Origin of the sequence: Variovorax sp. OV084, from assembly GCF_900111625.1 — a bacterium.
Taxonomy (GTDB): domain Bacteria; phylum Pseudomonadota; class Gammaproteobacteria; order Burkholderiales; family Burkholderiaceae_C; genus Variovorax.
The window spans coordinates 285,398-299,695 of record NZ_FOII01000002.1 but is presented as its reverse complement, the minus strand read 5'-3'; the positions used below and the strand labels follow the sequence as shown (position 1 = coordinate 299,695).

Here is a 14,298-nt window from a genome sequence, read left to right as displayed (position 1 = left end):
CGAGAGCGACCCCGGCGTCGACTTCGGTACGCGGCTGCAGCTGTGGCTGCTTTTCCCGTTCATCAGCGAGAGCCTGCTTTAGTCGCTGTTGTTGCCGTTGCCGTTCTTGCCGGCAGTTTCTTCACGAAGGTGAGATCCGGGTCCAGCGGCTTTCCATCGCGCGTGCGCAGGTCGATCTTCGGCACCGGCTTGCCGCTGTCGCGCTCGAGCAGCACCGAATGCCGCTCGCCCTTGGCGTACAGGTGCGCTTCGCCCCAGTGCCGCAGGCCCACCACCACGGGGAATAGGCCCTTGCCCTTGGCCGTCAGCACGTACTCTTGGTAGAGCGAGCCGTCGGAGGCGGGCACGAGGTCGAGCACGCCTTCCTGCACGAGATTTTTCAGCCGGTCCGACAGGATGTTCTTCGCGACACCCAGGCTCTGCTGGAATTCGCCGAAGCGCTTCATGCCGTCGAACGCATCGCGGATGACGAGCAGCGACCACTGGTCGCCAACGATCTCGAGCGCGCGTGCCATCGGGCATGCGTCGGTTTTGAGGCTTCTTCTTCGGGCCATGGCTTTTCTTCCTGCGTTGGGCGCGAGTTTAGATCGCAATGGCCGTTCGGTTGCAGAGTAAAACTGCAATGACTAGCATCAGCCTGAAGGAATCCCCACATGCCCTATCTCCAACTCGATGTGAACGGCCGCCACCCCGTGGCCGACAAGAAACGCCTCGCCAAGAAACTCAGCGAAACCTACGCGCAGATGATGAGCGTCGACATCCGCCGCATCAGCATCGCAATCCGCGAAGTGGGCGAGGGCGGCGTGTGGCGCATGGTGGACGGCGAGCCCGCCGAGGTGTCGGTGCTCATGTGCGACATCCGGCGCGGCCGTTCGGCCGAACTGCGGCTCGAAGTGGCCAAGGCGCTGTGCCGCGACTGCATCGAGATCCTGGGCCTGCGCGAAGACCGGCTCAACGTCGAGTTCACCCAGCATTCGGGCGACGAGATGTACCACCCGACGCTCGGCGGCTACAGCCCCGAGTGGTCCGAGGGCGAAGAAGCTCAGTGAGCAGCAGCCGCGTGTGCACGGTGCAGCCGTGAGAAGCGCGCGATCATCAGCGGCCCCAGCAGTGCGCCCAGCCCGACCGAACTCCACGCCGCCACCCAGCCGTGCGTGCTGCCCAGGCCGAAGCGCGTCTGCCCCCAGTCCAGCGCGAGGCCGAACACCCACGGGCTGAGCGCACCCGCGCCGAAGCCCATCACCGAACGCACCGAATACGCCACGCCCAGCCGGTGCGGCGCCACCACGTCGGCCAGCGCGGTCGAGTAGACCGACGAATCCGCGATGGCGAGCAGGTTGTAAATGGCGGCGGCCGCAGCCAGAAGCCACAGCGGCCAGCTCCACATCCAGCCGAAGGCGAAGGACATGCACAGGCTTGCGACGGTGGCGATCATCATCACCCGCGCGCGGCCAAGCCGGTCGGAGGCTGCGCCGCCCGCGATGCTGCCGAACACGCTGACGAGGTGCGCCAGCGCGGCAAGCGCGATGCCCGCGCCTTGCCACGATGTCGCCGTGCCCGACGACGCCACCAGATAGGCCGGCAGCCACGCCCACAGCGCCATGAGCTCCCAGCAATGGAAGGCATAGGCCCAGTTGCCAGCCATCGCGGGCTTGTCGCGTACCGTGGCGGCCAGCGCGTGCCAGGTGCCTTCGCGGACCGCGCCAGGCACGGGCGCCGAAGGCGGCCGCATGCGGCGCAGCGCCTGCAGCGTCAGCAATGCGCCCGCCACGGTGCAGCCCGCCGCGACCAGCAGGCCCAGCCGCCAGTGCTGCAGATGGCTGAATGCCGCCACCACCGCAAGCGAGAGCGCATAGCCCATCGACGACGAACCGATGAAAAGGCCCATCGCACGCCCACGTACGGCGGGCTCGGTGTTGCGCGCCAGCAGCTGCAGGCCCGGCGTGTACGAGGCCCCCGCGCACAGCCCGGCCAGGCCGTAGAGCAGCATCGCCGAGAGATGGTCGCGCGCGAAGATGGCGAAGGCCAGTGCCGCCATCGCGCTGATGGCGCTGCCGGCGAAGAAGATGCGGTGCGGCCCGTAGCGGTCGGCCAGCAGGCCCACGGCGAACAGCGAGCTCATGTAGCCCACGTGCCAGGCGCTCTGGATCGAGCCGGCCTGCGCGGCCGTCATGTGCCAGTCGGCCATCATGAACGGCAGCACGCCGGAATAGGCGGTGACGATCATCGCCTGCAGCAGCCGGCTCGTGCACAGCAATGCCAGCCAGCCGCGCTGCGGGGCGGGCTCAGCGCAATGCACGTTGCAGGAGCACGGTGTCGACCCACTGCCCGAACTTGAAGCCGATGTCGCGCAGCACGCCGACCTGCTCGAAGCCCAGGCTCTCGTGCAGCCGCAGCGAGCCTGCGTTGGCGCTGTTGCCCACGCACGCCACCATCTGCGTGAAGCCGCCGTCGGTGCAGCGCCGGATCACTTCGCGCAGCAGCGCCTTGCCGATGCCATGGCCGTGCATGCCTTGCGCGACGTAGATCGAGTCTTCCACCGTGTGCCGATATGCGGAGCGGGCGCGGTAGGCGGTGGCGTAGGCATAGCCGACCACCTCGCCGTCCTTCAGCGCGACGAGGTAGGGAAGGCCGCGCTGGAGCACATCGGCGCGGCGCGCCTGCATCTGGTCGACGGTGGGTACTTCTTCCTCGAAGGAGCACAGGTCGTTCAGCACGTAGTGGCTGTAGATGGCCTGCACGGCGGCCATGTGATGCGGCTCGGCGTCGAGGATTTCAACGGTGGCGGAAGTGAGGCATGGAGATGACATGGCCCGATCTTGACGATCCACACTTGATAAGTGAAGCTTCGCTGAGCTATGCAAGGCATAAGAAATACTTTGGATAAATCACTGAATCTAGACCAGCTCAGGTCCTTCGGGCTGGTGATCGAAACCGGCAGCTTCTCGGCAGCGGCCGACCGGCTAGGCATCTCGCAGCCGGCCGTGAGCCTGCAGATTCGCCAGCTGGAGCGCCACTTGGCGGTGCGCCTCGTCGAGCGGGTCGGCAAGCGCGCGAAGGCCACGCCAGCGGGCATGGAGCTGCTGCGCCACGCGCAACACATCGAGACCGCGGTCGAGAACGCCGTCGATGCATTGGCCGACCATGCCAGCGGCATCGCGGGCCGCGTGCGGCTGGGCACTGGCGCGACGGCCTGCCTGCATTTCCTGCCGGCCGTGCTGCGCGGACTGCGCGAGCAGTTTCCGGAGCTGGGCGTGGTGGTCAGCACCGGCAACACCGAAGACCAGGCGCGCAAGGTGGAAGAGAACAGCCTCGACCTCGTGCTGGTCACGTTGCCGGCGGCTGGGCGTTCGTTGACGGTGATGCCGGTGCTCGACGACGAGTTCGTCGCAATCGGCCGGGCAGACCTCGCACCGCTGAAGGCGAGGGTGGCGCCGGCCGATCTGGGCGCGCTGCCGCTGGTGCTGTTCGAGCCCGCTGCCAACACGCGCAAGCTGGTCGACCGCTGGTTCGCCGCCGGTGGCCTGCAGCCGCAGCCCGTAATGGAGCTGGGCAGCGTCGAGGCGATGAAGGAGATGGTGGCCGCGGGCTTGGGCTATGCCATCGTGCCCGGCATGTCGATGGTGGGCCGCGGCGCCCACCCCGAGCTGAAGACCAGCCGCCTGAATCCCCGCATGCACCGCACGCTGGCCGTGGTGATCCGGCGGGACAAGCCCGTCAACAAGGCCTTGCGCGTGGTGCTCGATGCGATCGTGGCGGCCGGAAAGAAGCCCGGCCGCCGCTGATCGATCTTCTTCGGTGCCGCGTTATTCCGGAACCGCAGCCAACGACGCACCACCGCGTGCCCGGCCCAGCGTACCGACGATGAGCGCAGCGATCAGCACCAGCACGCCGCTGAGCACCATCGCGCTGGAGATGCCGAAGTTGTCGACCGTCACGCCGCCGATCAGCGCGCCGGAGGCAATCGCCACCTGGAAGCCGCTCACCAGCAGGGCCTGGCCGGCTTCGGGTGCGTCGGGCACCGCTTCCATCATCCAGCCCGTGAGCGCCACGGGGATCAGGCCGAAGGCCACGCCCCAGATCACCACCACCACCGCGCCTGGCACGAAGCCGGAGCCGATCACCGTCGTCAGCAGCAAGGCAGTGGCGAGCATCAGCGCCGCCAGCAGGGTGGTGCCGCGCACGCTGCGCGCCACCAGGCTGCCGCCGACGAAGGTGCCGACGAAGCCCACCGCGCCGTAGACCAGCAGCAGTGTCGAGACCGAGTTGGGCGCCAGGCCGAACACCTGCTGCAGCAGCGGCTTCAGGTAGGTGTAGGCCGCGAAGTGGCCGGCGATGAAGAACAGCACCGCGAGCAGGCCGACCTGCGCCATGCGGCGCGTGAGCGGCGTCAGCAGGTCGCGTGCGCCGATGGCGCGCACCGGCGGAATCGCGGGCAGCAGCCACAGCTGCACCAGCAGCACGACGGCCGCCAGCGCACCGGTCACTGCGAACGAGGCACGCCAGCCGAACAGCGTGCCGAGGAACGAACCTGCCGGCACCCCGAGCACCGTGGCGGCCGACACACCGGCCAGCACCAGCGACATGGCGCGTGCCTGCGAGGCATGCGGCACCAGCTGCGTGGCGGCGGCGGGCGCAAAAGTCCAGAAGCCGCCGACGCACAGGCCGAGCAGCAGGCGCGCCACCAGCATCGTGCCGAAGTTGGGCGCGAAGGCGGCGAGCAGGTTCGAGGCAATCAGCAGCGTGGTGAGCGCGATCAGCACGGTGCGGCGGTCGAGCTTGCCCGACGCCACGATCAACGCCGGGCCGGCGAATGCGGCCAGCACGCCGGGCATGGTGACCATCAGGCCGGCCGTGCCGTCGGACACGTTGAGCCCGCGCGCAATGTCGGTCAGCAGGCCGATGGGCATGAACTCGGTCGAGACCATCGCGAAGGTGCCGACGGCGATGGAGCTGACGGCGAGCCATGCGGAGCGGGACGCAGGCACTGGTGCGGAGACCGGCGCCGGTGCAGCGAGGTCGTCGATGCACGGGTTGCTGCTTGGGGAATTCATCATGGGAAGCGGTCCTTGGAAGCATCGGCGACGCCTGGGCCAATGCTGGTGAAGAGGCATTGGAGTGTGCGAGCCGTCGCCTCCGCGACAAAGACGCCGGGGAGCAGTAGTCAGTTTCCCTGGGGCGAACAATCGACCCTTTTGATGGCTGTAGCCATCCGCGTATCCGTATTTGCTGGCTTTGCTGGCGCGGTCCGCAGCTACAGCACCCGGCCGTCGGCGATGAACGAGTCGCCGATCAGTACACGAAAGGCCGCACCCTGCGCAAACTTCGGTTGCGCCACGGCCGGCGAGAGGAATTCGACCTCCAGCGCCGCAGGCTTGCCGCGCTCCAGCGCATCGCCCGGTGGCACGACCCAGCGCGCCGAGAAGCCTTCCTTGTCGATCACCAGTGCGCAGCGGTATTCGCCCGGCGCAATCGGCACGTCCTGCGAGGGCAGCGCGGGCTTGCGGAAGGTGAGCTCGACGCGCGCATGCGGCGTGAAGGCGCCTGCCGTGTCGAAGCTCGGCGGCATGACGGCCGGCGCACTCGGCGCACGGCGCGGGCGCTTGCTGATGAGCCATGCAATCACGTTGCCGATGATCGGCACCCACAGCACCATCAGCAGCGTGGCGATGTCGCGCGTGGTGGTGCCGGGTGTCGCGTAGTGACGGACGACGGCGCCACCGACGGCCACGCACAGCAGGACGATGACGATGACCTTGCGGCGGAACTGGATCTTGGTGGTGCTCATGTTCTGGGTGGCGCCGCTTCGGGAAGCGATGGAATGTCGGATGCGTGATCGAGTCACGACTTCTGATGCGAGGTCTGGTTGCGAGTCTAGGGCCACCGCGAGTGCCGGCTCATCCCACCCGCAGCACCGCATCGGTCGGCAGCGCCTGCCAGTCGATCCATTCGCCCACCGCCAGCTGATGCGTGGAGGCGGCAGCGCCTTGCAGATCGCCCCATTGCAGCGTGAGCTTGCGCGCGCCGAGTCGCAGTGCGATCTCGAAGCCCGGCCAGTGCGCAGGCACGCGCGGCGTCAGCGAGAGCTGGCGACCCTTCACGCTCAGGCCCAGCAGCGTTTCGACCGCCGCACGGTGCAGCCACGCGGCCGAGCCGGTGTACCAGCTCCAGCCGCCACGGCCCACGTAGGGCGCGGCACCGTAGATGTCGCCCGCCATCACGTAGGGCTCCAGCTCGTAGGCCGGGCCGCGCTCGGGGTGCTGTGCGCGATGGGCAGGGCTCAGCCCCTCGAAGCTCCGCCACGCGGCCTCGTGGTCGCCCTGCAGCGCCTGCGCCATCAGCGCCCACACCGCGCCGTGCGAGTACTGCCCGCCGTTCTCGCGCACGCCGGGCGGGTAGGCCTGGATGTAGCCCGGGTTGTTGCCCGAACGCGCGAACGGCGGCGTCAGCAGGCGCAACAGGCCGGCCGGTTCGTCGTGCAGCAGTTTCTTGACGGATTCCATGGCCGGCCCCGTGTGCGCCGCGTCCGAGGCGCCCGACAGCACCGACCACGCCTGCGCAATCAGGTCGATGCGGCATTCGTCGTTGGACGACGAGCCCAGCGGCGCGCCGTTGTCGAAGAAGGCGCGGCGGAACCACGCGCCGTCCCAGCCCGCGTCGTGCAGCGCGGCGATCCAGCCGGTGCGTGCCGCGGTCCAGCGCGCGGCGCGTTCGTGCTCGCCGCGTGCCTGGGCCAGCGGCGCAAACTGCGCGACCACGCTGCACAGGAACCACGCGAGCCACACCGATTCGCCGCGGCCTTCGTTGCCCACGCGATTCATGCCGTCGTTCCAGTCGCCGGTGCCCATCAGCGGCAGGCCGTGCACGCCGGTCTTCAGGCTGCGGTCGATGGCGCGCGCGCCGTGCTCGAACAAGCTGGCCATCTGGCCGCTGCGCTGCGGCGCGTAGTAGGCGTCTTCGGCACCGTCGGGAATGGCGGGGCCTTCGATGAAGCCGGCCATCTCGTCGAGCAGAGATGCATCGCCCGTCACCTCGACATAGTGCGCCGACGCGTACGGCAGCCACAGCAGGTCGTCAGAGAAATGCGTGCGCACGCCGGCACCGCCGGGCATGTGCCACCAGTGCTGCACGTCGCCTTCGGGAAACTGCCGCGCCGCGTTGACCAGGATCTGCTCGCGCAGCCGCGCCGGGTCGGTGAGCGCGAAGGCCATCGCGTCCTGCAGCTGGTCGCGAAAGCCGAAGGCGCCGCCTGCCTGGTAGAAGCCCGCTTTCGACCAGAGGCGGCAGGCCAGCGTCTGATAGATCAGCCAGCGGTTGACCAGTGCGTCGAACAGCGGATCGGGCGTGCGCACCTGCAGGCGGCCGAGCAGCTCGTCCCAGAAGCCGCGCACCTGCGCCAATGCTTCGGGCACGTCGCGCTGGCGCCAGCGGCGCGCGAGCTCGAGTGCGGCGTCGGCGCTGTCCGCGTGGCCCAGCACGAAGGTGAAGCCCGCGGTACCGCCGGCCGCCACCACGAACTCGCCGCCGATGGCCGCGCAGGCGTCGAGCCCGCTGCCGGCGCGCCGTGCGAGCGTGTCGGGTACTTCGACCATGCCGCGATCACCGAAGAATTCATTGCGGTCGCAGGTCCATTGCGTGGCACCTTGCAGCCCCGCCAGCAGCAGGAAGGCCGTGCTGCCGCCGAAGCCCGCGCCCGATTCGCGCTGCTGGCCGAACACTGCCGGCTGGTCTTCCGGCTTCCAGCAATGCACGGTGCGCCGCGTGCCCCGCGCGTCGCCGAGCTGCCACTCGGCCATGGCCAGTGCGCGCAGGCGGCGCGTGCCGGTGCCGCCGTTTCGCACGCGCACATGCACGAGCTTGACGGCCTCGTCGCGGTCCGCGAAGAAGGTGGTTTCCAGCGCGAGATCGTTCGCCTTGTGCTCGAACACCGTGTAGCCCTGTCCGTGCCGAACACGGTGGCGTGCGCTGCCCGCGCTGCCGCCGGCAGGTGTCAGCGGCAGCATCTCGCGCGAAGCAAGGTCCTGCAGCAGGTAGTGCTCGAAGGCCGGGTCCTGCACCGGATCGTTCGACCACGGCGTCACCTGGTGCATGCGGCTGTTGCCGGCCCAGGTGAAGCCTGTGCCCCACTCGGACACCTGGAAGCCGAAGCCCGCATTGGCGATGACGTTGATCCACGGCCGTGGCGTGCGCCGGCCCGCGCCGACCTCGAAGCGGAACTCGCCGGAGCCGGCGTCGAAGTCGCCGGTCGGGGCGGTAGCCGATGGCGTCGGGGCAGGGCGCGGCAGCAGGGGCACGCCCGGCAGTGCGGCGGCGTCATTGACCATCGATGCCGTGTCGTTGCGGGCCTCGTGCAGCGCAGCCACCTGCACTTCGAGCGGGCGCCCGTCGGCCGTGAAGACCGCGCGCGCCAGGCTGGAGAACGCGGCCTTTTCCGAGGGCACCACGTCCTGGTCGCGCAGCAGGTAGAAGCCGGCCGTGTCGTTGCGCGGAAAGCTGTTCTGCGTCTGCTGCGCGACGCGCGCGCGCAGGCTTTCTATTTCGCGCTGCAGCGGCATCAGGTACGAGTTGGGCTCGCTGTTGAGCACCACCAGGTCGCAGGCCACGCCGCCGAAGCCCCACCAGGGCTGGGCGCGCAGCAGCGTGTTGATGAGCCCCATGCCGATCATCGAATGGATGTGCACCAGCACGATGGGCTTGTCGCCCGAGATGCCGAAGCGCCAGATCTGCCGCAGGTCGATCAGCCCGCGGTCGCGCATGACGCGCGGCGTGGTGTAGGTGAGGATGGTCGTCAGGTCCTGCAGCGCCAGGTTCTGCGCGGGCGCGATGCTCAGGTCGCGCAGCCGCACCTGCGCCAGCGTGGCGGCCATGCGGGTGGCGCGCTCCACGTGCATCGGCTGCATGTAGCGGTCGATGCCGGGCATCAGCGCATCGATGTTCTTGTCGGCCGCGGTGGCAAAGCTCAGGCGCGCGGTGGCACCGGGCGCAATCGACAGCCGCACCCGCAGGCAGGCGATGGGGTCGAGCCCGTTGACCTGCTTGCCGTTGGGCGTGAGCGGCTGCGCGTCGAGCGCGGGGTTGGCCAGCGTGCGGTTGCGCCCGATGAAGGCGCGCCGGTCGGTCATGCAGTCGACCGAGAGCACGTGCGCGTCCGCCGAGGCCAGGAAGTGCGCGGCGGCCATCACCGCGTCGCCATGCAGGCGCGGCTTGCGCGACATCAGCAGCGCGCGCCATGCGGGCTCCCAGCGCGACTCGACGAACAGGTTGGCGAAGGCCGGATGCGCCTCGTCGGCCTTGGGGTTCGACAGCACCGGCTCGAAGTACGAGACCAGTTCGAGCGTGCGCGTTTCCTCGCCCGAGTTGTGCAGCGTGATGTTGCGCAGCTCGGTGTCGTCCTCGGGGCTGATGAGCACAGTGGTACGCACCTGCAGGCCGGGGCCGGTCGCGTCGAACTGCACGTGGTCGGCAAGGAAGCGGGTGCGGTAGCGCCAGCCGTCGCCCGGCGCGGGCAGGGCGGTGAGCGAGGTGAGTTCCTGGGTGCCCTCGTCGCGCACGAAGAAGAAGGTGCCATAGCTGTCGCGCAGCGGGTCGTCGCGCCAGCGCGTCACGTTGAACGAATGCCAGCGGCTCACACCGGCGCCGTTGGCGCGCAGGGCAACGGTGTAGCGGCCGTTCGACAGCAGGTGCGTGGGCTGGAAGCCGGGCGCCATCGGGTCGACAAGGCGGGGCTGGAACAGCGGCGCCAGCTCGGCCTGGCTGGGCTCGGGCGGCGTGCGCGGATCGGCGCTGCCGATGATCTGCCGCGGCGTGCGCTCGTGCAGCAGCGACTCGTGCGCCTGCACCAGCGCGGCGCTGCCGAACCAGCGGCGCGGCGCATCGGCGCACAGCACATTGCACAGCGCCACCAGCGACATGCCCTGGTGGTGCGCCATGAAGTTGCGCACCACGGTGAAGTCCTGCCCCTCGGGTTGGCGCGAGACGGTGAAGTCGACCGCGTCGTGAAAGCCGAACTCGCCGCGCGCGCCGAGCGATTCGAGCTGTTCCAGATTGATCACCGCCGCCCCGGGCGCGAACGGCGCGGCCATGGCGCTCGCATAGGGCGCCACCACGCGGTCGGTGGGCGGCGTGCGCCGCAGCGCGAGGCGCGGCACGCCGAAGGGCGAGTACTGGTAGGCCAACGAGTGGTCTTGTGCGAAGTAGGCCGATTCGGAAACGCCCCACGGCAGGTTCTGCGCCCGCCCGAAGGCCTGCTGCTCGGCGATGGCGGCGGCGTTGGCCACTTGCAGCAGGCCGTCGGTGGGCTCGGTCATCACCAGCGCGGGCATCACGTACTCGAACATCGAGCCCGACCACGACTTCAGGCTGGGCCGGAAGCCCACCAGAAGGAACGGTCGGCCCAGTGCCATCCAGTGGCGGCGCGGCACGTCGCCCTTGGCAATCGCCAGGAAGCTCAGCAGCCGCGATTCGGAAGCCAGCAGGTCGTAGTAGCTTGCGTCGAGCACGTTCTCCTCGACCCGCAGGCCGATATGGAACAGGTGACGCTTGGGGTCGTAGAGGCCGCTGAAGTCCATGCCGGCGTGCAGTGCGTCGCAGCGCACGGCCAGTGCTTCGAGCGCGGGCGCTTCATGCGGCTGGCAGCCTTCGGCGGCGAAGGCGCGGCAGGCCTGCGCCACGGCCACGAGGTGGCCCGCAAAGTTGCCGCTGTCCACGCTCGACACGTAATCTGGCGGCAGCGGCTTCAGCGTTTGCGTGTCGTACCAGTTGAACAGGTGGCCGTCGTGCTTCTGCATGCGGTCCACGCTGTCGAGCGTGGCGGCGATGCGGGCGAGCAGGGCGGCGGTGTCGATCCACCCGAACTCGCGCGCGCAGCAGGTAGCCAGCAGGTACATGCCGATGTTGGTCGGCGAGGTGCGATGCGCGACGGTGGGTTGCGGCTCCAGCTGCAGGTTGTCGGGCGGCAGGTGGTTGTCGTCCGGACCCACCACGTGCTCGAAGAAGCGCCATGTGTCGTGCGCAAGCTTTTCGAGGTAGGTGCGCTGGTCGGTGCTGAGCGGGTCAGGTGCCTTTGCTTCAGAACGGCTGCCCCACCAGGCCGCGACCGGCGCCAGCGCCCACAGCACGAACAGCAGCGTGCCGATCACGGGGTATGCGCTCCAGTGCGCCGCCACGGCGAGCGCGAGGCACGCCACGCTGCTCGCGGCGGCATTGCGCACAAAGGGCGCGAGGCGACCGCTCGATTGCGCCTGCGCCTGCGCGGCCGTGGTCCATTCGAGCAGATGCCGGCGGCTGACCACGAGGCGCCATGTCGCGCGGAACCATGCGTCGAGCAGCAGCCGCGTCTGCGCCGCGAGTTGAACGAACTGCCAGGCCGCGCCGGCCATGGCACGCAGCAGCTCGACCGCGCCCACGTCGAAGAAATGGCGCAGCTCGATGGCGCGGCGCGTGGGCACCAGCCCGGCCAGCGCGCCGAGCAAGGGCCCGAGTGTGAGCGCCGACGCCACGGCCGCCAGCGCCCAGCCCAGCGGCATGGCCTGCGTGAAGATCACCAGCACCAGCAGCGCGAAAGAAGCCGGCACCACCAGTGAGCGGCGCAGGTTGTCGCTCATCTTCCAGAGACCCAGCGCATCGATGCCGAAGCGGCGCGCGCGCCACATCAGCGGCAGCAGCTGCCAGTCGCCGCGCACCCAGCGGTGCACGCGCGACGCCGCAACGCCGGCATGGTGCGGATGGTCCTCGACAAGTACGACGTCGCTCACCATCGCGCAGCGCGCGACCGTGCCTTCGAGCAGGTCGTGGCTGAGCACTGCGCCGTCGGGCAGGCGGCGATCGAGCGTGGCGTGCAGCGCACGCACGTTCAGCAGGCCCTTGCCGGTGAAGGAGCCGCTGCCGAACACGTCCTGGTAGATGTCGGAGGCGCCGCTGCCGTAGGGGTCTAGCCCGCACTGGCCGGCGAACACCCAATGGAAGAAGGAGCGCTCGTGGCGCTGCGGAAACGGCGTGACGATCCGCGGCTGCAGGATGCCGAAGCCGGCGACCACGCGCTGGCGTTGCACGTCGATTTCGGGCGCGTTGAGCGGATGCGCGGCAATCGACACCAGGTCGCGCAGGGCGCCCGGCGGCAGGCCGGTGTCGCTGTCGAGCGTCAGCACATACGGCGTGCGGCCGGCGGCGAGCCGCAGGCCCGGTGCGAGCGGCAGGAAGCCGCTGGCGTCACCGGCTGCGAGCAGGCGCACCAGCATTTCGAGCTTGCCGCGCTTGCGTTCCCAGCCCATCCAGCGCTGCTCGGTGTCGCTCCAGCTGCGCGGGCGGTGCAGCAGCAGGAAGCGTGGCGCTTCGCCTGGCGCCACGGGGTATTTGGTGTTGAGCGCGGCGATGCGCTGCAGGGCGTCGTCGAGCAGGGGGCCGTCTTCGGGCAGCGAGGCCAGCGGTGCATCGGCCCAGTCGGTGAGCAGTGCGAACTGCGCATTTGTTTCGCGGTTGGCGAGCCAATGCAGTTCGAGCCGGTGTGCGAGCTGCGCGTTGTTCGCGGTCGAACCCAGCAGCGTGGGCATGACGACGAGCGCGCGGTGCCGCTCGGGAATGCCGTTCGCAAAGTCCAGGCGCGGCAGGCCCTGCACTCGCACCGACTCGGCCATGATGCGTTGCGCAAGCGCGAGCAGCGCTTCGGACAGCGGCCACGCCAGAAGGACGAGCGCCAGCACGGTGGTCCAGTCTTCGCGGTGCGGCAGGCTGTGCACCACGGCGAACAGCAGCAGCGCGGTGCCCAGCGCAACGGAGCCGACGTAGACGGGCAATCGCCAGCCGCGATGGCTGCGTGCCTGCCGCGTGTCGGGCGCCCGCCCGGCACGGCCCGCATGACCGTTCGATTGCAGCGCCGCGATGAGCGCGGGCCGGCCCTGGCCGAAGAGGTAGTAGCCGGCGGTGCCGTCGGCGCGGTCGGTCTCCGCGCCCGCGTCGTCGGCCGGCGCGCTGGCGGCCAGTTGCACCACGGCTTGCGCGATGGCGCGCTCGGGCTGTTCGCTGCTGCGCGCCACTTGCTCCATCGCATGCGTGATCTGCTGGCGCGTGAGTTCGCTCTCGTTGGCGAAGCTCGGCAGTTCGCGCAGCACACGCAGCGAACGGCTCACGGGCTCGATCAGGTCGCTCCACTCGACCTGGCCGATCATGCGCAGCGTGGTGATGATGTTGCCGACCGTGAGATTGGCGGCGGCCTGTGCGTTCTGCGCTTCGCCGATCAGTGCCGGCCCGTTGGGGCAGTGCTGCTCGGTCCAGCGCACCAGCGCGGGCATGTCTTCGCCGTGCTCGACGGGCAGGCGCTGCCACAGCTGCGTGAGGTAGTTGTCCTGCAGGCCGTGGCTTTGCAGCGCGCGGTAGAGCACGTCGAGGTCTTGCACCGAAAGGTGCGGCGCGGCGTCCCATGCGGCATGCGCAATCTCGCGCGCCACCTTGTTCTCGGCAATGCTCTCGGCCACGCGGCGCAGGTTTTCGAGCAGCACCACGCGCAGGGTGGTGGGCAGCGCCCACAGCTCGCCGAGCGTGAGCTCGTCGATGTCCTGATAGGCATTGAGGAAGGCGGTGAACAGCGTCTTGTTGAGCACGCTGTCGGTATGGGCCACGTAGGCCCATGCAATGCCGTACACGCGCGGCAGCCCCGCCAGCGGCGGCGCGGCGAGCTTGGGCAGGCGCGCGTAGTAGCTGCGCGGCACGCCGTCGTGAATCTGCTGGAGCTGCGCCTCGACCAGGTGGAAGTTGTCGAGCAGCCACTCGGCCGCGGGCGACACGTAGCGCCCGCTGAGCGAGATCAGCGCGATGTAGTCGAAGGCGTTGCGCAGCGACGCGAGGTTTTCGTCCACGCGCGGAAAGAAGGGCGCGCCCTCGCGCGCGAGGCGGCGGTCTTCTTCCACCACCTGGGCGCGGGCGAGGCTATGGCCGTGCTGCTCGAAACGCTGGATGCCGAAGAGTTCGGCGCGGATCGGTGCGGCTACCGGATCATGCGGGCCGAGCAGCAGCGCCCGGGCGTACGGACTGAGTCCCTGGAGACGGTCGACGACGGCTGCGGCGCTCAAGCGATGGCGAAGAGACCGATACCCAGCACCACGGCCACGCAGGCGATCGTGACGATGCGGCCCGCAGCGAGCGCGCGCACCCGTTGCATGTGGCTTCGCAGCGAGAACCAGCGCCCGTGAGCGCGCGCGCAGTGGCGCATGTGGGAGGCCAGCGCCTCGGCGTCGTTGCCGACGAAGTCGATGGGCGAATGGGTGAGGGACTGCGGGACTGGCATGGCAACGGGCTCCTTGTAAC

General features: G+C 69.4%; 9 protein-coding genes. 2 read left to right on the top strand and 7 right to left on the bottom strand.

The genetic code is table 11. The annotated features are described in order from the left end of the window. Positions 1–62: 62 nt before the first annotated feature. Positions 63–554 carry a winged helix-turn-helix transcriptional regulator gene (locus BMW87_RS07710; protein WP_093049340.1) on the bottom strand — a complete coding sequence of 164 codons (492 nt, stop codon included), beginning with the start codon at positions 552–554 and terminating at the stop codon, positions 63–65. 99 nt (positions 555–653) lie between these two features. Here BMW87_RS07710 and BMW87_RS07705 point away from each other — a divergent pair, with 99 nt between their 5' ends. Further along, the gene (locus tag BMW87_RS07705; protein ID WP_093049343.1) at positions 654–1,049 is read left to right on the top strand and encodes a tautomerase family protein; all 396 of its coding nucleotides are present in this window, start codon (positions 654–656) and stop codon (positions 1,047–1,049) included. Here the strand turns inward: BMW87_RS07705 and BMW87_RS07700 are convergent. Both BMW87_RS07700 and BMW87_RS07695 read right to left on the bottom strand, forming a co-directional pair. Next, the gene (locus tag BMW87_RS07700; RefSeq protein ID WP_093075620.1) at positions 1,043–2,299 is read right to left on the bottom strand and encodes an MFS transporter; all 1,257 of its coding nucleotides are present in this window, start codon (positions 2,297–2,299) and stop codon (positions 1,043–1,045) included. The two genes, BMW87_RS07705 and BMW87_RS07700, sit on opposite strands and share 7 nt — an antisense overlap. Continuing rightward, a complete protein-coding gene (locus BMW87_RS07695; protein ID WP_093075619.1) occupies positions 2,286–2,810 on the bottom strand; it encodes a GNAT family N-acetyltransferase in 525 nt (174 codons plus the stop codon). Before BMW87_RS07695 ends, BMW87_RS07700 begins: the two co-directional genes overlap by 14 nt. Positions 2,811–2,858: 48 nt before the next feature. Between BMW87_RS07695 and BMW87_RS07690 the strand changes: the two genes are divergently transcribed. After that, positions 2,859–3,785 carry a LysR family transcriptional regulator gene (locus BMW87_RS07690; protein WP_093075617.1) on the top strand — a complete coding sequence of 309 codons (927 nt, stop codon included), beginning with the start codon at positions 2,859–2,861 and terminating at the stop codon, positions 3,783–3,785. A 21-nt stretch (positions 3,786–3,806) separates the two neighbouring features. Here BMW87_RS07690 and BMW87_RS07685 read toward each other — a convergent pair whose 3' ends face one another. From BMW87_RS07685 to BMW87_RS07670, 4 genes are all read right to left on the bottom strand, one after another. After that, positions 3,807–5,057: an MFS transporter gene (locus BMW87_RS07685; protein ID WP_093075616.1), complete on the bottom strand. Its 1,251-nt coding sequence runs from the start codon at positions 5,055–5,057 to the stop codon at positions 3,807–3,809. A 197-nt stretch (positions 5,058–5,254) separates the two neighbouring features. Further along, entirely contained in the window at positions 5,255–5,788 is a 534-nt protein-coding gene (locus BMW87_RS07680) for a hypothetical protein (RefSeq protein ID WP_093075614.1), read from the bottom strand. A 109-nt stretch (positions 5,789–5,897) separates the two neighbouring features. Further along, positions 5,898–14,063 carry a glycoside hydrolase family 94 protein gene (locus tag BMW87_RS07675; protein ID WP_093075613.1) on the bottom strand — a complete coding sequence of 2,722 codons (8,166 nt, stop codon included), beginning with the start codon at positions 14,061–14,063 and terminating at the stop codon, positions 5,898–5,900. Further along, entirely contained in the window at positions 14,060–14,278 is a 219-nt protein-coding gene (locus BMW87_RS07670) for a hypothetical protein (RefSeq protein WP_093049364.1), read from the bottom strand. Before BMW87_RS07670 ends, BMW87_RS07675 begins: the two co-directional genes overlap by 4 nt. Between the last annotated feature and the right edge of the window lie 20 nt (positions 14,279–14,298).

Bases quoted from the DNA above. Each gene is read 5' to 3' on its own strand.
- BMW87_RS07695 (WP_093075619.1), bottom strand. From the start codon at position 2,810: ATGTCATCTCCATGCCTCACTTCCGCCACCGTTGAAATCCTCGACGCC.
- BMW87_RS07680 (WP_093075614.1), bottom strand. From the start codon at position 5,788: ATGAGCACCACCAAGATCCAGTTCCGCCGCAAGGTCATCGTCATCGTC.
- BMW87_RS07690 (WP_093075617.1), top strand. From the start codon at position 2,859: ATGCAAGGCATAAGAAATACTTTGGATAAATCACTGAATCTAGACCAG.
- BMW87_RS07685 (WP_093075616.1), bottom strand. From the start codon at position 5,057: ATGATGAATTCCCCAAGCAGCAACCCGTGCATCGACGACCTCGCTGCA.
- BMW87_RS07670 (WP_093049364.1), bottom strand. From the start codon at position 14,278: ATGCCAGTCCCGCAGTCCCTCACCCATTCGCCCATCGACTTCGTCGGC.
- BMW87_RS07705 (WP_093049343.1), top strand. From the start codon at position 654: ATGCCCTATCTCCAACTCGATGTGAACGGCCGCCACCCCGTGGCCGAC.
- BMW87_RS07710 (WP_093049340.1), bottom strand. From the start codon at position 554: ATGGCCCGAAGAAGAAGCCTCAAAACCGACGCATGCCCGATGGCACGC.